Raw genomic sequence first — 23231 nt, forward strand, 5'->3', positions numbered from 1 at the left:
ATTGGACGCCGGAGCATGGATTGTTACATACCCAGCAGAGCCACCAGTTTGTCCCACAGCTTGAACTTATCGTTGTAGCCAAAGACAAAGATGACCAGCACAATAATGGGCAGGATATAGGTCACGTAGAAACGAACCGCCTTGGGGAACTTCAGACCAGAGCCGGTGTTGGCCTCAGCCAAGAAGTTATCCCAGCCCCAGCCGCACTTGGTAACACAGAACAGCAGGTACACCAGAGAACCCAGGGGCAGCAGATTGTTGCTGACGATGAAGTCCTCCAGGTCCATCACACCGCTGCCCGCACCGAAAGGCTGGAAGCCGGAGAGCACATTGAAGCCCAGCAGGCAGGGCAGGGACAGGATGATAATGGCCACGGTGTTCACCAGCACCGCCTTCTTACGGCTCCAGCCCCACTTGTCAATGCAGAAGGAGAGGATATTCTCAAAGACTGCAATGACGGTGGACAGAGCAGCAAAGGACATGAAGACAAAGAACAAAGCGCCCCAGACCTGACCCATGGGCATCTCATTAAAGACGTTGGGCAGGGTGATAAAGATGAGGTTAGGACCGGAGTCAGCCGCCACATCAAAGGCAAAGCAGGCGGGGAAGATGATCAGGCCCGCAGTAAAGGCCACAAAGGTATCCAGCACGCCCACCCGGAGGGCCTCGCCGCCCAGGGTATATTCCTTGCCGATGTAGCTGCCGAAGATGGCCAGAGCGCCAATGCCCAGGGACAGAGTAAAGAAGGCCTGACCCATGGCGGCATAGACCGCCTCGCCCAGGATGAAGTTGCCGTTGGCATCATAAGCCAGGTTGTGGAAGTTGGGCATGAGATAGAACTTCAGGCCCTCGCCGGCACCCTCCAGGGTAACAGAGCGGAATACCAGCACCACCATTACGGCCAGCAGGCAAAGCATCATCACTTTGGTGACCTTCTCCACGCCGTTCTGCAGTCCGCGGGAACAGATCAGCATACAAAGCACCACGACGATGACCATAAACAGAGCCATCAAGCCGGGCTGACCCATCAAGGCGCTGAACTCATTGCTCACTCCGGCGGAATCCAGACCCACAAAGTCGCCCTTGAGCATTTTTACAAAGTAGAGCACCAGCCAACCGGCAATGGTGGTGTAGAACATCATCAGCAGATAGTTGCCGGCAATGCCGAACCAGCTGTAGATGTGCCACTTGGTTCCCTTGGGCTCCAGAGCGTTAAAAGACAGAGCAATGCTCTTCTGGCTGGCCCGGCCCACGGAAAACTCCATGACCATTACAGGAAGGCCCATGATCACCAGGAACAGCAGGTACACCAGCACAAAGGCGGCGCCGCCGTACTTACCGGTGATATAGGGAAAGCGCCACACATTTCCCAGACCAATGGCACAGCCTGCCGAAATCAGCAGGAAGCCCAGGCGGGAGGAAAAACTTTCTCGCTTTTGCACACACAAAACCTCCTTAAACAGTGTTTGAAACAGCCCTCTCAATCCGTTTCAAAACACAAGCTATTTTAGCAGTATCTTTTCCCCGGGTCAATCGTTTCCCCCCATTTTCCCGACTTTTCTACACTAAACTGCAAAACACCCCTTTCAAGGCCTGATTTTGTGTGGATTATTAGCCCCAAAAATTTTTTAAATTTTTTTCGAAAACCCCCTTGCCAAACTCTTTTTCTTGTGCTATACTAGCGTAGCTGTCAGGGACAGCGAACAAAAAACTTCAAAATGCGGCTGTAGCTCAGTTGGATAGAGTGTTTGGCTACGAACCAAAAGGTCGGGGGTTCGAATCCCTTCAGCCGTACCAAAACGAAGGACATGTTAATGTCCTTCGTTTTGTTTTATCTTCTATTTTCTCTTTCAAAAGAACAACGCACAGGACATCCTTACGGAAGCCTGTGCGTTGTTTTTATTTTTTCTTGGTCTTACTCCTGCTTCAGAGCCTGCTCCAGATCGATCTCTTCCGCATCGCCCCACAGACGCTCCAAATCATAGAACTTGCGGGCCTCGTCGGTAAAGACATGGACCACTACCGCAGAAAAATCCATCAGCAGCCAGGTGCCGCCCCGGTGTCCCTCAATGTGATGGGCACGCTCGCCGTGGGCCTCCATGGCCTCTTCACAGGCGTCCGACATGGCCTTTACCTGGGTGTTGGAGGTAGCAGTGCAGATCACAAAGTAATCCGCCAGAGTAGTCAGGCCCTCCGTTTTCAGGACCTTAATCTCTTCACCCTTCTTGCTGTCCAAAGTTTTGGCCAATAAAATGGCGCTCTCATAAGAAGTCACAGGCAATTCTCCTTTTCTTGATATTTATTACGCCGCCAGATCTCCACCGGCGGGATCGGTCTGGGGTACTTCAGGCTGAACAGGGTCCGGAGTACTATTTTCCCCGCCGCTCTGGGAACTGTTCCCGCCATTGCCGGAACCGCCCTGAGAGCTGTCTCCGCCGCTGCTGGAGCCGCCCTGGGAGCTGTCCCCACCATTGCCGGAACCACCCTGAGAGGCATCTCCGCCGCTGCCGGATCCACCCTGGGAGCTATCTCCACCACTGCCGGAGCTACCCTGGGAGCTGTCTCCGCCGCTGCTGGAACCGCCCTGAGAGCTTTCTCCACCGCTGCTAGAACCACCCTGGGAGCTATTTTCACCACTGTTGGAACCGCCGGAAGATCCGCTGTTTCCAGAGGAACCGGAGTTTCCGGAAGAACCAGAATTTCCGGAGCTGCCGGAAGAAGATCCACCTCTGGAGGAATTCAGACTGGTATCCAGCAGTGTTCCGCTGGTCACACTGTAACTGCCGTCGCTGTTACGAACCAGTACCTGCAGATCGCTGGACTGGATGTCGCTGAGATAGGGATTGAAGCCATTATTGAGAATCTCAAGTAGCTCGTCCACATCAGGCAGAATCATCGATACGCCGGGGTAGTCGGCGCTCACCCAAGGCATGCTGACAAAGTTCACATTCTGCTCTGCGTCCATGCCACTCGCCAGCTGTGCAAAGGCCAGAATATTACCCAGGGAGAGGTCGGTGGTGACGTTCTCCATAAAGACCTCAGCCAAGGCAGGGGCCTTCAGCAGGGTAGCAGGCTTGAGGCACTCCGCCGCCACAGCCTCCAGGAAGGCCTGCTGGGTCTCGATACGGCCCAGATCCCCGTTGGGATACTGCACAGAGTAGTCGTTATTGTGACGCCAGCGGATCAGGCCCATGGCCTGATCGCCATCCAGCTTCTGATAGCCTTCCTTCAGGTGGATATGCAGGTCCTGGCCGGGGGTAGGATCGTCATAATCCATGTCAAAGGGTACATCAAAGTACACGCCGCCCAAGGCGTCCACCATCTGGCCCACTGCCTCCCACTGGACCATCACATAGAAGTCCGGTGTGATACCGGTAAGCTTTCCAACCTCTTTTTTCAGGGCAGTGATACCTTTTTCCACCTGGGTATCGGGATCAGAGCCCTTATTATAGTTATACACCGCATTGAGCCGGTGTCCGCTGCCCTTTCGATCCACATTGATCATGGTATCGCGGGGCAGGCTCATGCCGTTGATGGTCTTATTCACCGTATCAAAGGTAATGAGCATCATGGTGTCGGTATTGCCGCCGCCGGCGGTATCCTGACCCACCAGCAGGAAGGTGTATACCCCTTCCTTTCGGCCGCTCTTGGCCACATCGGGCAGCTCCGCTCCGTCATAGGCAGAGCTGTCCCCGTTTCCGCCATCCGGCATCACCGGGATATCCGGCAGCTTCATCCAGGACTTGAGGCCCACCGCCACTGCTATGACAACGATCGCAACCACCGCCAGTACCTGAAGCAGTCGGTACCGGATCTTCTGTCCGCGGTTCAGCCCAGCCACCCAGGCCTTATGCCGCGCCCACCAACCGTCCCTTCTGGAGGAACGTCTTCTTCTTGCTGTACTTTCTCTCTTTCCGCTCATACGTTTTTAATCTCCTAGTGTTACTCCCTGCCGACGCAGCCAGTCCCGCGCCTGTTGGGTGTTGGTATGGATAGGAACGCCCCGCTGCTGCATTTCCTCGATGGTAGATTCCACCCCCAGCAGCATAGCCTGGTCCAAATCGGTATAGGCCAGCTTCCGCAGCCGCTCCACTCCTTCAAAATCCCGGTTTGGCTCTATGTAATCGGCCATATACAGGATCTTGTCCAGCAAAGACATGTCCGCCTTTCCGGTGGTGTGCCAAAAGATGGCCTGGTACACCTCCTCAGGTTCTCCAAAAACATACTTGGCAATACATGCCCCTGTTTTGGAGTGGAGGAGCTTGACCGCCTTCTGCTCCAGACTGTCCAGCTCCACGCCGTACTTGCGGCACAGCTCCAACTGAGGTTCCAGTTCCAGGTACTTGGTGCAGTCGTGGAGGATCGCCGCATGGCGGGCCAGCTCCGGGTCAGCTCCCCAGAATTTGGCCAGGCGCACAGCCTCCTCCTCCACCCCCATCACATGGGGCACCCGCTTGGCGCGGATCATGGAGTAGGAACAGGCACGCAGTTGAGGCAGCGTGAGCTCCTTGAGTACCACAGAGGTGTCATAGAGCCGGTGCATCAGAATATACCCATATACGGCAGGCAGGAGGTATTCGCTTCCCTTCTCCCGGCTGAGCAGTTCTCGCAGCTGGGTGGACGAGATATCCACCAGTCCCGGCAGCGTAATAGTGACCACCTTGGCCCCCAAATGCTTGGACAGGTACTCCCGCTGAGGTGCAAACACGGCCTCGCCATCCTGCTCGGTACGGCCAAAGGCGCAGATCCCCGCCAAACGGGTGATCGTGCCCGGGTCATGCCAGTGATGGAGGGTCAGAAACATATCGGTCCCCATAAGCAGCCACAGCTCCGCATCGGGATACTGCTTGTGGATGGCCTCCAGAGTATCAGAGGTGTAACTTTTCCCCTCCCGGTCCATCTCCAGGGATGAGACTTCCACCCGGCCGGGCAGGTTCATGGAATCTGCCATGATCTCCACCATAGCCAGACGATGTTCCTTGCTGGGACTGTCGGCAGGCAATACCTTATGTGGGGGAATCGCCGCCGGCATCAAAAGCAGCTTGTCCAGCTTCAGTGCGTCCATTGCCGTGCGGGCCGCCGCCAGATGCCCCAGATGTGGGGGATTAAAGGTTCCTCCGTAAATACCGATCTTCACTGTGAGACGCCACCTTTCTCCACCATTTTCAGGGATGAACCTCTATTCTGTTATACGCCGCGTTTTTTCTTGTCCTCCACCAGGACGATCTTATCCTTTTTGTCCTTGCGATGACTTGGACGATACAGCACAAATTTTGTTCCGATCACCTGGACCACTTCGCTCCGGGTCAGGGGAGCCAGAGCCTCCGCCGCCTCTCGGGCAGACATGAGGGAGTTTTCCAGCACCCGGCCCTTAATGATCTCCCGGGCCTCCAGGGCGTCGTTTGCCTGCTTGACCAGATTATCCCCGATTCCGTCTTTCCCCACAATGAGGATGGTATCGATGCTGTTGGCCAGTCCACGCAGCTGGGCGCGCTGTTTGCTTGACAATTCCATAGACGTTTGATTCCTCTCTAAAGTTACTTTTTTTTCAAATATTCTTCCAGCTTTTTCTGGAAGTCCTCCAGGGCTTTGCCCCGGTGGGAGATTGCGTTCTTCTCCTCAGGGGTAAGCTGGGCAAAGGTCTTCTTCAGACCAGGCACAAAGAACACCGGGTCATAGCCAAAGCCGCCCTCTCCCATAGGAGCAAAGGCAATGGTTCCGGGACACTCGCCCCGGGCGGTCAACACATCCCCATTGGGGAAGCAGCAGGTGATGACCGAGACGAACTTGGCGGTTCTGGGCGTCTGTCCCCGCATATTCTCCAGCAGCAGGCGGTAACGCCCGGTATCGTCCAGGCCCTCTCCGCCGTAGCGGGCGGAGTACACGCCCGGTGCGCCGTTCAGCGCGTCCACACACAGCCCTGAATCGTCGGCAATGGCGGGCATACCGGAGGCCTCCATCACTGCCTTTGCCTTGAGCATGGAGTTCTCTTCAAAGGTGGTTCCGGTCTCCTCCACCTCGACGTCCACCCCAGCGTCCGCTTCAGAGCAGACTTCAATTCCCAGCTGGGAGAGAATCTCGTTCATCTCTTTGAGCTTTTTCTGATTTTTACTGGCAAGTACCAGTTTCATGATACCAGCGTCCTTTCTTTCTCTGCCAGGCGGTCCAGCTTCATGTTCCGGCAGGTAAGCACGATATCGGTACTCACCATGACCAGATCTAGGATGTACACCGCCACCACATAAGTCACGTCGTTGGCAATAAACTTTCCCGCCAGGCCAAACAGATAGCCAATCACCACCAGGATCTCAAACTGCAGACTCTTTCCCTTGGCGGTGCGGGAACGCAGGGATTTATAAATGTTGAAGGGCCAGGATACGCCAAAGCAGACCAGCATGATGGTCTCAAACAAATGTGCCATCCTTCTCCCCTCCGTGTTTAGCCCAGTGCTTTCTTCTGGGCGGCTTGGAGCTCCTGAATGCCCTTGGCACACAGCTCCACCAGCTTCTGCTGCTCCTCCAGGGTGAAGGGGCGGCCCTCGCCGGTGCCCTGGATCTCAATGAGGCGGCCCTGGTCGTCCATAACGCAGTTGAGGTCCACCATGGCGCTGGAGTCCTCCTCATAGCACAGGTCCAGCATGGGCACATCATTTACCACGCCGGCAGACACAGCAGCCACATAGCCGCTGATGGGGTACTCGCTGAGCTGGCCCTTCTCCATCATCTTCTGGAAGGCCAGCATCATGGCTACAAAACCGCCGGTGATGGAGGCAGTGCGGGTGCCGCCGTCTCCCTGGAGCACGTCGCAGTCAATGGTAATATTCCAGGGGCCCAGCTTCTTGCGGTCCACCACAGAGCGCAGAGAGCGCCCAATGAGCCGCTGGATCTCAGCGGAACGGCCGTTCAGCTTCAGCTTGGAGATATCCCGGCGGGAGCGCTCCCGGTTGGCCCGGGGCAGCATGGAGTACTCGGCAGTGACCCAGCCCTCTCCCTCAGGGACATGGCGGGGCGGCTTATCCTCCACGCTGGCGGTGCACAGCACGTGGGTGTTGCCGCAGCGAATGAGGCAAGAACCCTCGGCAAACTTGTTGATATTGGGAATGATCTCGATGGGACGCAGCTCATCATTTTTTCTTCCATCAATACGAGACATTACTCAGACTTCCTCTCAGTTTTTCTTGATTCTACCATAAAAGGCGACAGAAATGTTAAGGGGATGTGAATAGGGCTTTTAATTTTTCCTTAAGGCCTGCGTGATGCTACGGGATCAACCAAAACAGCACGCTTATCAAGACCAGGAGCAGTAGAACGATCAGGCCCGCCAGATTCTCCCGGCGCTGCTTTTGGGTCACTCCCTCTCCCCACAGGCGCAAAGAGCGCCATAGGTTCCGCAGACCGTACCGGTGGATGTTGAGAATGACGCGGAACAGACAAAAGGCCAAAGCAAGGTCCAAAGTCTTCCCACTCCAGTATTCCACACCCTGCACCTCCCCGTCAATCTGGAACTCAAATCAGTGCCTGGGCAAACTCGGCGGCGTCAAAGGGCTTGAGGTCGTCGATGCCCTCGCCTACGCCGGCGTACTTCACGGGCACGCCCAGCTCCTTGGCGATGGCGATGGCAATGCCGCCCTTGGCGGTGCCGTCCAGCTTGGTAAGGACGATGCCGGTGATACCAGCGGCCTCCTTAAACTGCTTGGCCTGGATGAGGCCGTTCTGGCCGGTGGTGGCGTCCAACACCAGCAGAGTCTCCCGGGCACAGTCGGGCAGTTCCCGGTCAATGACGCGGGAGATCTTGTTGAGCTCGTTCATCAGGTTCTGCTTGTTGTGCAGCCGGCCGGCAGTGTCGATGAGCACCACATCGGCCCTTCTGGCCTTGGCGGCAGAGGCGGCGTCAAAGACCACGGCGGCGGGGTCGGCCCCCTCGTGCTGCTTGATGATCTCCACACCGGAGCGCTCGGCCCAGATGGTCAGCTGCTCGGCGGCGGCGGCACGGAAGGTGTCGGCAGCACACAGCAGCACCTTTTTCCGCTCATTTTTGAGCTGATGGCCGATCTTGCCGATGGTGGTGGTCTTGCCCACGCCGTTGACTCCGATAAACAGTACCACGGCGGGCTTGGTGGACAGATTCAGGGTGGGCTCACCCACGGTCATGGCATCGGTGATCACCCGGCACATGCACTCCCGGGCCTCTTCCACGGTCTTGATGTGCTCCTCCCGCACCCGGCCCCGCAGCTCCTCCACCAGTTCCAGGGTGGTATCCATACCGGTATCCGCCAGGATGAGGGACTCCTCCAGCTCATCATAGAAGTCGTCGGTGAGCTCGGAACCAAAGTTGGCAAAAATATTGATCTTCTTCAGTTTATCAAAAAATCCCATATCAAAGTATCCTTTTCTTCTTTTCGTTCCAGGGGATTTTAGCCCCACAGAGTTTACAGTAGTCTCCTGGGTATCTTCCTAAATGCATGCCGCACGAAGGGCAGCGCATCCATATCGGCTGCAGGATGCCCGCTCCAAAAAACAGCACCAGCCCTAATACCTTTCCCCACATTTCCGGATACAGGAGCAGAAGGAGCAAACCGACCAGCAGGAAAAGCAGGAGCATCCATTGTTTTTGCCGCAGTGTCATGTCGAGCTCTCCTTAAAGCCTGGTGTTCTTCGCCCCACAGTATGGACACTTGGGGTCATCCATATCGTAGCTATGGCCGCAATAAGTACAGGAGACCTTAGCAATGCTCCCAGCCTCTTCCTCCGGCTCCTGATTCCAGTCTGCCCGGAAAAACTCCAGCTTACCGCAGTTCGGGCAACCTAGAATATCTACATCCAGAGCTCCGGCCAGCCGATTACCCCAGTCTCCGGAAAACACCCCGGCCTTGCCCAGTTGGATAAATTCTCGCCTGATCAGCTGCATTTTTTCCCCGCAGCGCAGACAGCTGAGGTCCTCCCGCATGACTCAATCCTCCCCGCTCCAGTAGAGTTCACCGCCGGTGGCAATACACTTTTGTACCTCCAGCTCCCGGCCATCCAATACGACCCGAACGTTCTCTCCGTTCCAGGAGGAACGGAAGTCCTGGAAAATCAGCAGCTGGCCAGATTCCGCATCCTCACTGTCCTCGGAGGTGCGGATGTGCAGCACCAGCGCAGCGCTGCCGTCTTCCTGTTTTTCTTCCGTCACAGTAATATCGTCTGCATCCAGCATCCGGTCCTGCATAGGCAGGAAGAGCACATACTCCCCCGCCTCCTGCCGCTCCAGCCAGTAGGCCTGGTCACCCCGGTCCGCTTTCTCCAGCCACTGGGTCACCTCTTCGTTTTTGTCATCCTTGGTCAGCAGCATCCACTGGCTGTCGCCGCCGCTTTCCGTACTCAAAGGCTGACGGATCACGTCCGGTTGGTTCTGCCCAATGGCCAGGTCCAGTGCCGCAAAGGCGATTTTCACGCCGATGAAAAGCACCACGACCAGTGCGATCATTCCAATGATGCTCCATTTTCCTTTTTTCTGCTCTTTCACGTGTTCCTCCTAGCGGATGTTCCGTTCCTTCGTTCTCACAAGCTGCGAATCCCTCGCTTTCCCCTTTCGGGCAAAGCTCGTTCTCTCCGCTGCTCGTGCGGGGCCCCCACGCATTCGCAGGGTCCGTGCCTATCGGATATTCAGTTCCTTCTCTACATCATTCAGGTTGATGGTCAGCATTCGGCTGATACCCTGCTCCTGCATGGTGACACCGTAGAGCACATCGGCTTCTTCCATTGTGCCGCGGCGGTGGGTGATCACGATAAACTGGGTGTGATCAGTCATGGCACGCATGTAGTGGGCAAAGCGCACCACGTTGTTGTCGTCCAGGGCCGCCTCGATCTCGTCCATCACAACGAACGGAGTGGGCCGCACCTTCAAAATAGCAAAGTATAGGGCAATGGCAACAAAGGCCTTCTCGCCGCCGGACAGCAGAGAGATGATCTTCAGCGCCTTACCGGGGGGCTGCACCTTGATCTCGATGCCGCAGTTGAGGATATCGTTGGGGTCTTCCAGCTCCAGCGTGGCTTTTCCGCCTCCAAAGAGCTCTGCAAAGGTCTCGCCGAAAGAGCGGTTGATACTGTCAAACTCCCGGGCAAAGATGGTCTTCATCTCCCCGGTGATCTGAGCGATCACATCCTCCAGTTCCTTCTTGGCCTTCTCCACATCGTCCCGCTGATCAGTGAGGTAGGTATACCGCTCATTGACTCGCTCAAATTCCTCAATGGCTCCCACATTTACATTGCCCAGCGCGGAGATACTCTTTTTCAGCTCTCCAATGCGGCGGCTGGCCTTAGGCACCGACTCGATCTCCACCCGCTGCAGCTTGGCCGCCTCGTGGGACAGTTCATAGGTTTCCCACAGCTTGTCCAAAATCTGCTTCTCGTCCATGGACGAGGCCATCTTTTTTTGCTCCAGACGGGAGACTTCCCCGCCGATGGTCAGGAGCTCTTTGTTCTTCTCCTGGCCTTCCCGAGTGGCTTTCACACGCTCACCCTCCAGCTCCATCTTTTCCTGATTGAGCTGGGCGATGGCCTGGTTCTGCTCCTCGTTCTCCAGGCGAAGCTGCTGCAGCCGAGTCTCCTTCTCCCCGATCTCCTGGGCAAAGGCCTCATTTTTCTCCTCATAGTCACCAATGAGAGCCCGGCTCTGGTCCTGGTCTCCGGCCAGATCCCGGCGCAGATCCTCCAGTTCCTCCAAGGTATGCTTCCCGGTCTCCCGTTCTGCCTCCAGGGCGGCCAGACTGGCGTTGAGAGCTGCCAGTTCCTGAGTAATTTTCAGCGAGCGCTCCTGAAGATCATTCTGGCCCTGAGCCTTACCCTCAGCCTCACTTTTCAGGGCGGCAGCAGCGCCCTCCAGCTCCTGGATCCGGTCCCGGGCGCTCTGGGTGTCGGTTTCGATCTCCGCAGAGCGCTTCTTCAACTGTTCCAGTTCTTCCTTCTGGCCGGCCTGCTGCCGCTCCAGGTCGCTGACAATACTGCGGCACAGGGCCTGCTCGCCCTGGGCCTTCAGGATAGCATCTTCCCACTCACGCAGCTGGGCCTGAGCGGTCTCCATCTCATAGGCGGCGGCCGCCGCTTCCCGGTTCGCCTCTTCCAACTCCCGGGCTGCCTGAGCCAAGCTCTCCTCCAGCCCCTGGCGCTGCGCGGTGAGCCGCTCCAGCTCGTTAGCCCGGCTGAGAATACCGGCGCTGCGGCTGGCGCTGCCGCCGGTCATCGAGCCGCCGGGGTTCAAAACCTGCCCGTCCAGGGTAACGATGCGGAAGCGGTATCCGTACTTCCGGGCCACAGCGATGGCGGCATCCAAATGCTCCATCACGACGACCCGGCCCAGCAGGTTGGAAAAGACATTGCGGTATTGGGGGGCAAACTCCACCAGCTGATCGGCAATTCCCACGAAACCTGGCTCCCGACTGAGGCTTCCCGCCTCCCGCAGATCAGAGGGTCGGATGGAGCTCAGGGGTAGGATGGTGGCCCGGCCGCCGTCCCGTCTCTTTAAGTACTGGATGACCGCCTTGCCGTCTTCCTCCCGTTCCACCACCAGGTTCTGCATGGCTCCGCCCAGGGCGGTCTCAATGGCTACGGTGTACTGGTCGGGCACGTGGATGAGCCCGGCCACCGGTCCGTGGATATTGCGCAGCGTGCCCCGCTGGGCCTCGCCCAGCACCAGCTTGATGGCCTTGGAATAGCCCTCGTGCATTTTCTCCATTTCAGAGAGCATCTTGATCCGGGAGGCGAGGGCATTCTCCTCCATCTGCAATTTTACATGGCGGTCCTTGGCCCGCTCCGCTTTCTTCCTTCGGCTGTCCAGGCGCAGAGCATAGCCGGAGATCACATTTTTCACCCCGTCCCGCTCTTCCCGGGCATCCCGCTCCTTGCGGTCGGCAGCGGCGGCGTCAGCCCGTGCGGCTTCCAACCGCTGTTCCAGACTGCGCAGTTCCTGGCGCACCGCTTCATCCCGGTCCAGCACCTCCTGGGCCGCGGCAGCCAGAGCAGACAACAGGGTCTTTGCCTGATTGGCGTCGGCGGTCTTCAGTGCCTCCCGGCCCCGCAGTTCCTCCAGCTCCTTGGCCAAAGTACCTGCAGACAGCAGAGCTTGCTGCGCCTGCCTGTTCTTCTCTTCCACACTGCGCCGGGTTTCCTCCAGCTGGGCCTGGACCTCCTCCAGCCGGGCGCGCCGGTCCGCGATCTGGCTGTCTAGGCTGTCCTGACGCCCCTCACGCTGCTCCAACTCCTCCCGGATGCGGGCGGTACTCTCTAAATTATGCTGGATATTGCTTTTCAGTACGGCAATCGCCGACTCCAGTTCCCGGATGGTGGCATCCCGGCCCTGAATGGCAAAGCGCAGCTCATCCGCCTGGACCTCCTTGTCCCGCATCTGCATGGACAGCTGCTCCGCCCGGCCAAAGCTGGCCTCTACCGCCCGTTCCGCCGCCTCCTTCTGGCGCACCGCCTCTTTATAGTCGGTCTCCAGCTTGATGGTGCTTACCCGGATGCGCTCCAGTGTATCCAGCCACACAGAGATTTCCAGACCTCGAAGCTCATCCCGGAAAATCAGATATTTCTTCGCTGTCTCGCTCTGAGCCCGCAGGGGTTCCACCTGTAACTCCAGCTCGGAGATCTTGTCGTTGATCCGCACCAGATTTTCATCGGTGCGCTCCAGCTTCCGCTCTGCCTCTTCCTTGCGGTGGCGGAAGCGGGAGATACCTGCCGCCTCCTCAAAGATTTCCCGGCGGTCGGCAGACTTCACCGAGAGGATCTCATCGATGCGGCCCTGGCCAATGATGGAGTAACCCTCCCGGCCAAGGCCGGTGTCCATGAACAGCTCGTTGACATCCTTCAGGCGCACCGAGCGGCGGTTGATGTAGTACTCACTCTCTCCGGAGCGGTAGTAACGGCGGGTGACCATTACTTCGCTCTCATCCATATCGAAGATATGATTGGTGTTGTCCAGGACCAGAGAGACCTCGGCGTAGCCGGTCTGCTTGCGCTTGGCTGTACCGCCGAAGATCACGTCTTCCATCTTGCCGCCTCGGAGCACGCGGGTGGACTGCTCTCCCATAACCCAGCGGATGGCGTCGGAAATATTGGATTTTCCCGATCCGTTAGGTCCGACAATGGCGGTAATGTCCGACCCAAAGGTCAGCACCGTCTTATCTGGGAACGACTTGAAGCCCTGGATCTCCAATGCCTTTAAGTACAATGCTTCCACCTCGTTTTGCCCATGCAGGTCGCTTTCGCTAGTCAGATAGAAAGGGCATAAAAATAGATTATAATTATATCAAAAAAGTCGTGTTATTGCAATGTGTCCCCGGCAGTTTCCTCCTGGGGCAGAGGTGCCTCCAGCTCCTCTCCTTCGTTGGCCTGCTGGGCATCCAGCATATGCGCAGGGCATTCCGGCGTATAGGCCACCTGGAGCACTGCCTGAGGCCAGTTGAGCCGCACTCTGGGGTGCATATCCCGGCTCGCTCCTGCCCGCTCCAGGCATTGAAGGATATCCTTCAACACTGCCCGGGTAAGATAACCGCCTCTCCAGTGGAATACCAGCTCCTTCTTCTTCCGGGCAGCCTGTTCCCCCCGGCGCTCCACCTCTTCCAGCTTGGTAAAGGAGAGTTTTTTCATCCGGTAATAGAATCCGTCGCCCTCTGAACAAGCAGGAGCCGGTGTGATGAGCGGCTCGTGGTCTCGGAAGATCCGCCGATCCTCCAGATTAAAGTAGTCGTAGCGGATAAGTTCCGGAGTACCTACAGAGTTATCAAAGGTGGCATCCAGATGATAGTACCGCCCGCCAATGCGAACCACATTCCAGGCATGGCGGTATTTGATTCCCTTCTCCGGTGCATTCTCCGAAATAACCACAATACACCAAAGTCCCAGTTGATCACAAAGGGCCTTCACTGATTTCGCAATGCCCTCGCATACTCCCACTCCCTGTCCCAGAGGTCCAATAATTTCATGGGAGTAGGGCTTTTTCAATTTATCATAGCGCACCTGAGTACAGATGAAATCGTGGATATACCGTTCCTTCTCCCACTCGGTAAACGCCTGGGCAGGCCGGGCAAGCCGTTCCACCCGGGCATGCAGCGCCTTTTGGTGTTCCCGGATGCGCCCCTTGTCAAAGAGATACTCGGGACAGAACTCTACCCGCAATGCGTCCGGATGGACCCGACACGAAAAGTTGGTGATGTAGAAAATCTCCGGACAATCCAGGCGCAGATAAAACAGCACCTCACTTAGCTGTTCCATCTCCAGCCGAGGTACCGGGAAGGCTGGGCTCAGACTCTCTACCCCCCGCTTGATTGCATGGTAGGCCTCCTGCATAGGTTTGCTCAGGCGCTGATAGTAGTAGGGCTCCATAACATCTCCCTTTCAAACTGTAAGCGAAAAAATCCGCGGCGCAAGACTGCGCCGCGGATTTTACCGCTGAACGAATTGAGATTAGCCGCCAAACACCTTGATCATGAAGCCGGCAGCCACAGCGGAACCGATAACACCGGCCACGTTGGGGCCCATGGCGTGCATGAGCAGGAAGTTGGAGGGGTTCTCCTTCTGGCCCACGGTCTGAGAGACACGGGCGGCCATGGGAACAGCAGACACACCGGCGGAGCCGATGAGGGGGTTGACCTTACCCTTGGTCAGGATGTACATCAGATCGCCCAGCAGCACACCGCCAGCGGTGGACAGCAGGAAGGCCAGCAGGCCCAGCACGATGATGGACACGGTCTGGAAGGTCAGGAACTTGTCATACACAGCCTTGCAGCCCACGGACAGGCCCAGGGGAATGGTGACAATGTTCATCAGGGCGTTCTGAGCGGTGTCAGACAGACGCTCACACACGCCGCACTCACGGAACAGGTTGCCCAGCATCAGCATACCGATCAGAGGAGCGGTATCGGGCACCAGCAGGATCACGAAGATGGTCACGGCCACGGGGAAGATGATCTTCTCAGTCTTGGAGACGGTGCGCAGCTGGGTCATCTTGACCTTACGCATCTCCTTGGTGGTGAGCAGCTTCATGATGGGAGGCTGGATCATGGGGATCAGAGCCATGTAGGAGTACGCCGCAATGGCGATAGCAGGCAGCAGATCCGAAGCCAGCTTAGAAGCAGTCAGAATAGCAGTGGGGCCGTCAGCGCCGCCGATAACGCCGATAGCGGCAGCCTCAGCAGGCGTAAAGGAAATCAGACCGCCGGTGACAGGACCCAGAACCAGGGCCAGCAGGAAGGCGGTGAAAATGCCCAGCTGAGCGGCAGCGCCCAGCAGCAGGGACATGGGGTTAGCCAGCAGGGGACCAAAGTCAGTCATCGCACCGATGCCCATGAAGATGATGGACGGATAGATGGCGTAGTTGACGCCCTGATAGAGCACCCACATGAAACCAACGCTGCTGCCGGAGGGCTCATTGAGCAGACCGGTCAGAGGCAGGTTGGCCAGCAACATACCAAACGCGATAGGAACCAGCAGCAGGGGCTCAAACTTCTTGCCAATGCCCATGTACAGCAGCAGACAAGCAATGGCGATCATGATGACCTGACGCCAGTCATTAGGCAGAGCGGCGAAGCCGGAGCCTCCAAAAATTGCACTTAAAACTTCTCCAAAGAAACCCATACTTCACCCTCCTTTCAACCGATCGTGACCAGCAGGTCATCGGTGTTGACTGCGGTGCCCACCACAGCGGACACAGACTTGACGGTGCCGTCCACGGGAGCGGAGACCTCGATCTCCATCTTCATGGCCTCCAGCACCACCAGCACGTCACCGGCCTTTACAGCCTGACCAACCTGGCACTCCACCTTGAAGATGTTGCCGGGCATGGGGCTGTTGACAGCGGTCTCACCAGCAGCCACAGGGGCAGCAGCGGGAGCCGCAGCAGGAGCGGGAGCGGGCGCAGCCGCGGGAGCAGCAGCAGGGGCAGGGGCGGCGGCAGGAGCCGCAGCCACGGGAGCCGCAGCAGGAGCCGCGGTGACATTGGTAATACGGAAGGAGTTGGGGCTCATGCCAGACTCCTCGGCAATGGCAGCCATCATCACAGCCACCATCTCACCCTCATCCACCGCGGGAGCAGCGGGAGCTGCCGGCTTGGGAGCAGGAGCGGGAGCGGCCTTCTTGGCAGGAGCGGCAGGAGCCGCCTTGCCCTCAATGGAGCTGACGATCTTGGAGATGATAATGATGACCAGAGCCAGAATGGCCAGCATCATGAACACCACCACGATACCACAGACAGCGACCATCAGAGCCTCGGGCACGCTCAGCGGGGTAAACGGGTCCAGAATTGCTTTGTTAATATCAGGCATAGATCAGACCCCCCATTAACCCAGGGTGACCAGCAGATCGTCGGTGTTGACAGCAGTGCCAACCACAGCAGAAACAGCCTTAACAGTGCCGTCCACGGGAGCGGAGACCTCGATCTCCATCTTCATGGCCTCCAGCACCACCAGCACGTCGCCAGCCTTCACAGCCTGGCCAACCTTGCACTCCACCTTGAAGATGTTGCCGGGCATGGGGCTGTTGACGGCAGTCTCACCGGCAGCCACAGCGGCGGGGGCGGCGGCAGGAGCGGGAGCAGCGGCGGGGGCGGGAGCAGCAACGGGCGCGGGGGCAGCGGCAGGGGCGGGAGCAGCAACGGGGGCGGCCACAGGGGCAGCCATGACAGGAGCAGCGGCCGCGGGAGCGGCGGCGCCGGTCTTCTCCACCGTTACACTGTAAACCTTGCCGTTCACGGTAACATTGTAGTTCATAGTTTGTTTTCCCCTTTTCTAAATGGAATGGGTTGGCTTTCCAGCCAATTTTGCAGTCTGGAAAGTCAAACGGTCGGTCCTTCGCCCGCCCGCAGAACGGGCGAAGGACCGAAATTACAACCATTGTAACATTTTTGCAGGATTTCTGTCAAGAAATTCCCGGTACTTTAACGGAAAACTTACAGCACGTCGGCGAAAGCCTGGATGGCGGTGCTGGCCTGGCCAAAGTCCCGCATCTGCTGGTCCACGCCCAGCTTGATGTGGGGGATACCGGCGTCGTCCAGAGCCTTCTTCAGGTAGGGATACTCCATCTCCTCGGGGTCGCAGAACTGCTGCATGAACAGCACCAGACCCTGAGCGCCGGACTCCTTCACCATCTGCACCACATAGTCGGCGCGGCGGTTCTTGTTGGAGTGCTCATCGTACAGGAGCACGTCATAATCCTGATCAGCGAACTGCTGAGCCAGAGCCATCATGGGATCGCCCTCTTCGCTGGCGTCCACACGGAAGGCACGGGTCTCCTGGGCCACGTCGTCGGCGGCGATAGCAATGTTGTTGTCGTCGAAGATCTGCAGCAGCTTGGGGTTGTCGCAGATGATGCCGGAGGTAACAACCTTGCGGCCCTTCCAGTTGGAGGCGGGCAGCTTGGAGAGCTCCTCATTCAGCTCTTCCAGCTTCTGAGCGTGGACGGCGGGCTCCATGAACCAAGCGGAGCGGAGCACAGCGGAACGCTCCACAGCGGAGATGGCCTCGGGGTGCTGACCGGCCAGCTTGACGAACTCACGGCGGGCCTTGCGGCTGCGGTTCATAACCTTGATGGCATCACGGAGAACCTCGTCGGTGATGGTGTTGCCGGAGATCTTCTCCAGCTCGCTCTTCACGTGCATGTACTGGTCCACGGTGAACTGCAGGCCGAAAGCGGGCTTACGGTTCTGGTGAGCCAGGAAGATGCAGGGCAGCTTGCCCTCCATGGCCACGCGGAAGTTCTGGCTCATGGGACGCAGGGTGTCGCAGATGGTGGGGGTGATGATGCCGTCCAGCTGATCCAGGGTGCCGTCCAGCAGCATCTCCAGAGCCAGCTGAGCGATGGTGCAGTAGAAGGTAGCGCAGTACTCCTTGGCCTGGGCGATGGTCTTCTTGTTGCTGCCCCAGATACCCATGGGCACCATACCAGCGGCCACGACCAGCTCCACGGGAGCAAAGTAGGGCAGCACGCCGATGACCTTCTTACCCTCCTGCTTATAGGCGGAGATTACCCGATAGGGGTGTTCAGAACATTCCTTAAACTCGTTCAGCAAAACTTCGGTGCTCATTTCGCCTCAGCCTCCTTCTTCGCTTGATTGGCCTCCATGGCCTCTACCAGGCCCTGGACACGGGTCTCATACTGGGCCTCGTTAAAGTTCCGGGGATCGGCCTGGTCGCCGTCGAAGCCGGCGCAGGGAACACCCAGATCCTTGGTAAAGCGGCGCTGCATCTCGGCCATGTAGCCAGACCAAGGCTTGCAGGAACGGTTGTAGTGGACCAGCACGCCGTCCACCTTGTTGTCCCGGCAGATGCCCTCACGCCACTCAACGCCCTGCTCGATACACACGGAGTTGGGGGCCTTGTAGTAAGCACGGGCCATCTCATCCATGTTGTTGTACACGAAGCCGAAAGCGGGGGCGTACACGACGGCAGTCACGTTAACGCCGTTGGCCTTCAGAGGCTTGAACAGGTTAGGCAGCTTGGGCCAGCAGGGAATACCCTCGAACATGACGCGGAACTTCTCGGGGAAGGGAGTGGTGCTCTTGCCTTCCTTGACCGCCTCGGCCAGGTCCTTCTCCAGCAGCTCGAAAGCCTCAGCAGCAGCCACCTTGCCGCGGGCAGTAACCACGTCGGCCATGTGGTTGAACAGATCGAAGCCGCTGTAGGGGGCAGGCTTGTACTGCAGGTAGTCACACACGCGCAGCCAGGCCTTAGCGGTGCGGTTGGCGTTCTCACAGGCGTGCTCGAACTTCTTCTCGTCGAACTTCTTGCCGGTGATCTGCTCCAGCTGATGGATGGCAGCGTCGAACTGAGCACGGACATAAGCCACGTTGGTGTCGTGGACGTCCACAGTGTTGTTGTAGGGGATGTCGATCATGATCAGGGGGATGTTGCACATACGGGCGATGTTCTCATACCACTTGGTCATGCAGTTACAGATGTTGTTGCAGCACAGCACGAAGTCGGGCTGGGGCATACGCATCTGACGATAAGGCTTGATGGCCTCACGGCGGAAGTTCTTGTAGGCGATCTCCTTCTCGGTGGTCTCGGGCAGAGCCTCGATCTCATAGATGTCATCCAGCACGGTGTAGGGCTGCATGGTCTTGGGATCCTTCTTGGGCTTGCCGGTCTCGGGGTCGATGACCACGTTGCCGTTCTCGTCCTTCAGAGGCTTGCCGCTCTTGGGATCGATGATATACTCCAGGGTCTCGGGGTCAAACTTCCGGGACGCACGCTTGCCGGCAGCATAAGCCAGGCTGATACGGGCGTAACCGCAGATATCGTTGTCGTAGCCCAGCTCCTCGGCAGCCTTACACATGATCTCACCGTCACGGTTGGCGGCGATACCAGCGGCCTGGTTCTCGGGGTACATTACGTTCAGATCAAAGGCCTCAGCCAGCTCGCAGGGGAACTTGGAGCTGGACCAACCAACCAACTTGCCCTCGGCATGGGCCTTGCGGGCATCAGCATACACATCCTCGACGACCTTGCGCAGGGCCTTGACGCCGGGGCTCACTTCTTTAGCCATTGTTGTGTCCTCCTCACTTAAAAATCGTCCATATTCATATTATTGTTTGTCAGCAAAAGGATCAGTCCTTCTGTTCCTTCAGGTACCGCTGATAAGCAAACAGCGCCGCCCCCAGAGCACCATTGTACTGGGTCAGGGGGGAGGTGTGGATTTCGTGTCCCAATTCCTCCTCCAGGGCCTTGACTACCCCGGAGTTCTGAGCCACACCACCGGTCATGACCACCTTCTCCCGCACGCCCACACGGTGTGCCAGGCCAGCCACACGGGCGGCCACGGAGTGGTGGATGCCATTGATGATGTCACACTTGTCGGTGTCCATCGCCAGCTGGCTGATGACCTCGCTTTCCGCAAATACGGTACAGGTGGAGCTGATGGCCACATCCTTGGTGGATTTGGCCGCCAGATCACCCAGCTCCTCTACCTTTACCTCCAGCACCCGGGCCATGACGTCCAGGAACCGGCCGGTGCCGGCAGCGCACTTGTCGTTCATGACAAAGTTGGTCATCACGCCGTTTTCCACCTGCAGGACCTTGACGTCCTGGCCGCCGATGTCGATGACGGTGTGCACGTCGGGAAACAAGAAGCTTGCTCCCTTGGCGTGACAGCTCAGCTCGCTCATCTGGTGGTCGGCGATCCCCTCCAGAGAATTACGGCCATACCCGGTAGCCAGCACATAGGCCATCTGCTCCCGGGTCATACCCGCGCTCTCCAGCACCTCAGCAATTGCCCGCTGAGGGCCGCTGGTTCCGGCGCCGACCGAAATCAGGGACTTGCTGACGATCTCTTTGCCATCGCGCAGCATCACGCACTTGGAGGCAGTAGAACCAATATCGATACCAAGAGTGTAAATGTTATCCATCAAACTCGCTCCGTCAAAAATATGGTTTCCCCACTATACGGGGATTGGATATGGTGCCGGGACCCCATTTGGGGTCCCGGCGCATACGCCGGTCACGTTGGGCCGGTCTTACTTCTTGAAGGTCTCGAAGTCCCGGATGGTGCGGGGCAGCAGCATCTGATGGAAGGGGCAGATGCTCTCGGGGTTCTGGTAGCAGGAATCGGTGAAAGCCACGATGTAGTTACGCATCATGGGCATATCCACGATCTCGTCCACCAGGCCGGCCTTGGCACAGTAGAAGGGCTTGGACTTCTCGTTGTAGTCGTTGATCAGGGCATTCATCTTGTCGATGGTGGGCTGCAGATCCTTGCCAGCCTTCTGATCCTTGGCCAGACGGCCAGTGTACATGGCGTTGGCAGCGGTCTCGCCGTTCATGACGTTGATCTCGGTGGCAGCGGTGCCCAGAGAGAAGGCGTTGTTGTCGTTGCCCTGAGGACCACCCAGCACGTAGTGGGCGGCGGCGGTGCCGCGGCGCAGAGTGATCTCCATCATGGGCAGCTTGCTGCTCTGGATGGAGTAGATCAGGCTCTGGCCCAGACCCAGCAGCTCAGCCTTCTCAGCGTCGTTGCCGACGTCGATACCGGTGGTATCCTGGATCCAGATCATGGGCAGACGGTCACGGGCACACAGGGTGACGAACTCGTTCATCTTGATCAGGCCCTGGCGGTACAGCTTGCCGCCCACGCCCATGGCGCCCTGCTTATACTCGGGGTAGTTGGGGAACACGCCCTGCTGGTTGGCAACCACGCCCACCAGAAGGCCGTCCACCTTGGCCAGGCCGGTGATCATCTCGGGGCCATAGCCCTTCTTGTACTCCATGAACTGGCTGCCGTCGAACAGGCGGGCGATGACAGAGTACATGTCGTAGGGACGCTTCTTGTTGTTGAGCACCAGGTCATACAGCTCTACGTCGGAAGCAGCGGGAGACTGGGGAGTGTCCACGCGGAAGAACTCCAGATCGTAGGAAGGCAGCATGTCCAGATACTTCTTGATGCCGGCGATCACGCCGTCCTCACCGGAGTAAACCTCACGGAAGAAGCCTGTCTCGCCGTAGTGGATGGCCACGGTTCCGGGAGGATCCGCGCGCAGGCCCTTGGTGGCCTCGATCTGAGCCAGAGCGGCCTCCATGTCCACAAAACCCTTGGGGTTCATGCCGCCCACGATGCCGGCGCCGCCCACGGCCATGTTGGCCTTCTCATGGGCGATCAGGATGGTGGGGCTGATGGAGTGATAGCCGCCGCCGGCGGGGTTGGTACCGTAGATGCCGACGATGACGGGAATGCCCATCTGGTTGAGCTCAGAGTTACGATAGAAGGGGGTGCCGCCGCCGCGACGGTTGGGGTACACCTTCTCCTGCTGGTCCAGCTCAACGCCGGCGCAGTTCAGCAGGTACACCAGGGGGATACGCAGACGCTTGGCAGTGTCGCTGCCGCGCAGCAGGTTATCAGCCTGGCCGGGAACCCAGGTACCGGCGTGCTTCTTGTTATCGGAAGCGATAACCACGCACCACTTGCCGTTGACGCGGCCCAGACCCTTGATGATAGAGGTAGAACCGTTCTTGTTGTCCTCGGGGTTATACAGGCTGTTCAGGGGGCACCAGGTGCCGGGATCCACCAGCATGGAGACACGCTGCATGGCGGTCATCTGGCCCTTGGCGTTCATATCCTCGTCCTTCTTACCAGCAGCCAGGGCAGCCACGATCTTAGCGTGGATGTCCTCCTCGATGGCCTTCAGCTCAGCCACGTTCTCGGGGTTGGGACGGACGGCCTTGCCCACGGTGGGCATATTCTGGAAATAACGAGGCATGGAATAGTTACCCAATGTAAACTCCTCCTTTAAATATTTGGTCGTTGATGTCACACATACAGATAGCTGCCGCACCTTAAAACAGGCATACAGGCACTGGCTCAAGCCAAATACCCACTAAGATCAATCCGATCAGCAGCAAAACGATCCAGAGGATCCCACCTTTGTGTTTCATCCGCGTCTTACTCTCTTACTCCTTGGGGACCTTGATGAAGGCCTGGCCGGGGTCGATCTCCTCGCGGATCAGCTTGATGATGTCGGGGCTGGGACCCTCCATCAGCTCAGCGCGGGACACGTCGATCTCGAAACCGGTGTTCTCCTGAACCATCTCGGGGCTGGAGAACGGATAGTAGTAAGCCAGGTACATCCGCTTGGTCTCCTCGTCGAACTTCATGATGCCCAGGTCGGTAACAACCATCTGGGGACCACGGTTGCCGGGCAGGCCAGCGCGCTCACGGCCGCCAGGGCCGTCCATCCAGCCGCAGGAGGTGATGTAGTCGATCTTCTCCATGAAGCGGCGCTTCTGGTGCTGCATCATGATGATGGTGTTGCAGTAGGTGGCAATGCCGTTGGCGCCGCCGGAACCGGTGAAACGGGTCTGGGGCTTGACATAGTCGCCCTTGCCGTAGATGCAGGTGGAGTTCACGTTGCCGTAGGGATCGATCTGGGCGCCGCCGATGAAGGCCACCAGACGGTCGGCATCGTGCAGCCACTCATTGGCCTCAAAGCCGATGAAGCGGATGTTGGGCCACTGCACAGCACAGTGAGCCATGAAGCGGTTGTCACCCACGGAGCGGGGCACTTCCACGGGGGAGCAGTCCATCAGGCCGCTCTCTACGATGGGATGACAGGAGGGGCAGACAGCCCGCTTGGCCAGGGAGGCGCCGATCAGAGGAAGGCCGGTGCCCACGATGACGATCTGATTCTCCTTAATGTTCTTAGCAATGGCGTAAGCCTGCATCTCCTGCTTAGTGTACTTAGTATAATCAGACATGACAATATACCTCCCTACT

Annotated in this window: 23 protein-coding genes and 1 tRNA gene; 1 reads left to right on the forward strand and 23 read right to left on the reverse strand. The window is 58.0% G+C overall.

From position 1 onward, the window contains the following. Positions 1 to 23: 23 nt before the first annotated feature. The gene (locus ACLTXB_RS04450; protein ID WP_008979886.1) at positions 24 to 1442 is read right to left on the reverse strand and encodes a sodium-dependent transporter; all 1419 of its coding nucleotides are present in this window, start codon (positions 1440 to 1442) and stop codon (positions 24 to 26) included. A gap of 278 nt (positions 1443 to 1720) precedes the next feature. Between ACLTXB_RS04450 and ACLTXB_RS04455 the strand changes: the two genes are divergently transcribed. Then, a tRNA-Arg gene (locus tag ACLTXB_RS04455) sits at positions 1721 to 1797 on the forward strand. Between the two features lie 118 nt (positions 1798 to 1915). Here the strand turns inward: ACLTXB_RS04455 and rsfS are convergent. From rsfS to gctB, 22 genes are all read right to left on the reverse strand, one after another. Next, a complete protein-coding gene (gene rsfS / locus ACLTXB_RS04460; RefSeq protein ID WP_020990045.1) occupies positions 1916 to 2275 on the reverse strand; it encodes a ribosome silencing factor in 360 nt (119 codons plus the stop codon). A 27-nt stretch (positions 2276 to 2302) separates the two neighbouring features. Further along, positions 2303 to 3922 (reverse strand): LCP family protein, encoded by a 1620-nt coding sequence (locus tag ACLTXB_RS04465; protein WP_428226174.1) that lies wholly within the window; start codon positions 3920 to 3922, stop codon positions 2303 to 2305. A gap of 6 nt (positions 3923 to 3928) precedes the next feature. Then, positions 3929 to 5137, reverse strand: coding sequence for a nicotinate (nicotinamide) nucleotide adenylyltransferase (nadD, locus tag ACLTXB_RS04470; protein ID WP_020990044.1), 1209 nt, complete (start codon positions 5135 to 5137; stop codon positions 3929 to 3931). A 50-nt stretch (positions 5138 to 5187) separates the two neighbouring features. Beyond that, positions 5188 to 5514: a YhbY family RNA-binding protein gene (locus tag ACLTXB_RS04475; protein ID WP_008982760.1), complete on the reverse strand. Its 327-nt coding sequence runs from the start codon at positions 5512 to 5514 to the stop codon at positions 5188 to 5190. Between the two features lie 23 nt (positions 5515 to 5537). Then, complete coding sequence (locus tag ACLTXB_RS04480) at positions 5538 to 6131, reverse strand: XTP/dITP diphosphatase (protein WP_151075429.1); 594 nt, start codon at positions 6129 to 6131, stop codon at positions 5538 to 5540. Continuing rightward, positions 6128 to 6421, reverse strand: a complete 294-nt coding sequence (locus tag ACLTXB_RS04485; RefSeq protein ID WP_207706685.1) for a hypothetical protein — start codon at positions 6419 to 6421, stop codon at positions 6128 to 6130. The genes ACLTXB_RS04480 and ACLTXB_RS04485 overlap by 4 nt, the downstream gene beginning before the upstream one ends. A 17-nt stretch (positions 6422 to 6438) precedes the next feature. Then, complete coding sequence (gene rph, locus ACLTXB_RS04490; protein ID WP_008982763.1) at positions 6439 to 7152, reverse strand: ribonuclease PH; 714 nt, start codon at positions 7150 to 7152, stop codon at positions 6439 to 6441. 106 nt (positions 7153 to 7258) lie between these two features. Beyond that, positions 7259 to 7477: a hypothetical protein gene (locus tag ACLTXB_RS04495; protein WP_428226175.1), complete on the reverse strand. Its 219-nt coding sequence runs from the start codon at positions 7475 to 7477 to the stop codon at positions 7259 to 7261. Between the two features lie 28 nt (positions 7478 to 7505). Next, entirely contained in the window at positions 7506 to 8375 is an 870-nt protein-coding gene (gene ftsY, locus ACLTXB_RS04500) for a signal recognition particle-docking protein FtsY (RefSeq protein WP_020990041.1), read from the reverse strand. Between the two features lies 1 nt (position 8376). Further along, positions 8377 to 8625 carry a hypothetical protein gene (locus ACLTXB_RS04505; protein ID WP_235398699.1) on the reverse strand — a complete coding sequence of 83 codons (249 nt, stop codon included), beginning with the start codon at positions 8623 to 8625 and terminating at the stop codon, positions 8377 to 8379. Positions 8626 to 8637: 12 nt separating this feature from the next. Continuing rightward, entirely contained in the window at positions 8638 to 8946 is a 309-nt protein-coding gene (locus ACLTXB_RS04510; RefSeq protein ID WP_428226176.1) for a zinc ribbon domain-containing protein, read from the reverse strand. A 3-nt stretch (positions 8947 to 8949) separates the two neighbouring features. Then, positions 8950 to 9504, reverse strand: a complete 555-nt coding sequence (locus ACLTXB_RS04515; protein WP_428226177.1) for a hypothetical protein — start codon at positions 9502 to 9504, stop codon at positions 8950 to 8952. Positions 9505 to 9633: 129 nt separating this feature from the next. Further along, a complete protein-coding gene (smc, locus tag ACLTXB_RS04520) occupies positions 9634 to 13215 on the reverse strand; it encodes a chromosome segregation protein SMC (RefSeq protein WP_428226178.1) in 3582 nt (1193 codons plus the stop codon). An 83-nt stretch (positions 13216 to 13298) separates the two neighbouring features. Further along, positions 13299 to 14360, reverse strand: a complete 1062-nt coding sequence (locus tag ACLTXB_RS04525; RefSeq protein ID WP_428226179.1) for a transglutaminase domain-containing protein — start codon at positions 14358 to 14360, stop codon at positions 13299 to 13301. A gap of 81 nt (positions 14361 to 14441) precedes the next feature. Then, entirely contained in the window at positions 14442 to 15611 is a 1170-nt protein-coding gene (locus tag ACLTXB_RS04530; RefSeq protein WP_008982771.1) for a sodium ion-translocating decarboxylase subunit beta, read from the reverse strand. Positions 15612 to 15625: 14 nt separating this feature from the next. Continuing rightward, positions 15626 to 16297 (reverse strand): OadG family transporter subunit, encoded by a 672-nt coding sequence (locus ACLTXB_RS04535; RefSeq protein ID WP_428226180.1) that lies wholly within the window; start codon positions 16295 to 16297, stop codon positions 15626 to 15628. Between the two features lie 15 nt (positions 16298 to 16312). Further along, positions 16313 to 16741: a biotin/lipoyl-containing protein gene (locus ACLTXB_RS04540; RefSeq protein WP_428226181.1), complete on the reverse strand. Its 429-nt coding sequence runs from the start codon at positions 16739 to 16741 to the stop codon at positions 16313 to 16315. Positions 16742 to 16920: 179 nt separating this feature from the next. Then, a complete protein-coding gene (gene hgdB, locus ACLTXB_RS04545; RefSeq protein ID WP_428226182.1) occupies positions 16921 to 18054 on the reverse strand; it encodes a (R)-2-hydroxyglutaryl-CoA dehydratase subunit beta in 1134 nt (377 codons plus the stop codon). After that, the gene (hgdA, locus tag ACLTXB_RS04550; RefSeq protein WP_008982774.1) at positions 18051 to 19514 is read right to left on the reverse strand and encodes a (R)-2-hydroxyglutaryl-CoA dehydratase subunit alpha; all 1464 of its coding nucleotides are present in this window, start codon (positions 19512 to 19514) and stop codon (positions 18051 to 18053) included. The genes hgdB and hgdA overlap by 4 nt, the downstream gene beginning before the upstream one ends. Positions 19515 to 19575: 61 nt before the next feature. Further along, a complete protein-coding gene (hgdC, locus tag ACLTXB_RS04555; RefSeq protein ID WP_008982775.1) occupies positions 19576 to 20373 on the reverse strand; it encodes a (R)-2-hydroxyglutaryl-CoA dehydratase activase HgdC in 798 nt (265 codons plus the stop codon). 108 nt (positions 20374 to 20481) lie between these two features. Beyond that, the gene (locus tag ACLTXB_RS04560; RefSeq protein WP_347563203.1) at positions 20482 to 22218 is read right to left on the reverse strand and encodes an acyl-CoA carboxylase subunit beta; all 1737 of its coding nucleotides are present in this window, start codon (positions 22216 to 22218) and stop codon (positions 20482 to 20484) included. 190 nt (positions 22219 to 22408) lie between these two features. Then, positions 22409 to 23212, reverse strand: coding sequence for a glutaconate CoA-transferase subunit B (gene gctB / locus ACLTXB_RS04565; RefSeq protein ID WP_008982777.1), 804 nt, complete (start codon positions 23210 to 23212; stop codon positions 22409 to 22411). Positions 23213 to 23231: the final 19 nt, after the last annotated feature.

Source organism: Flintibacter sp. (assembly GCF_046973065.1).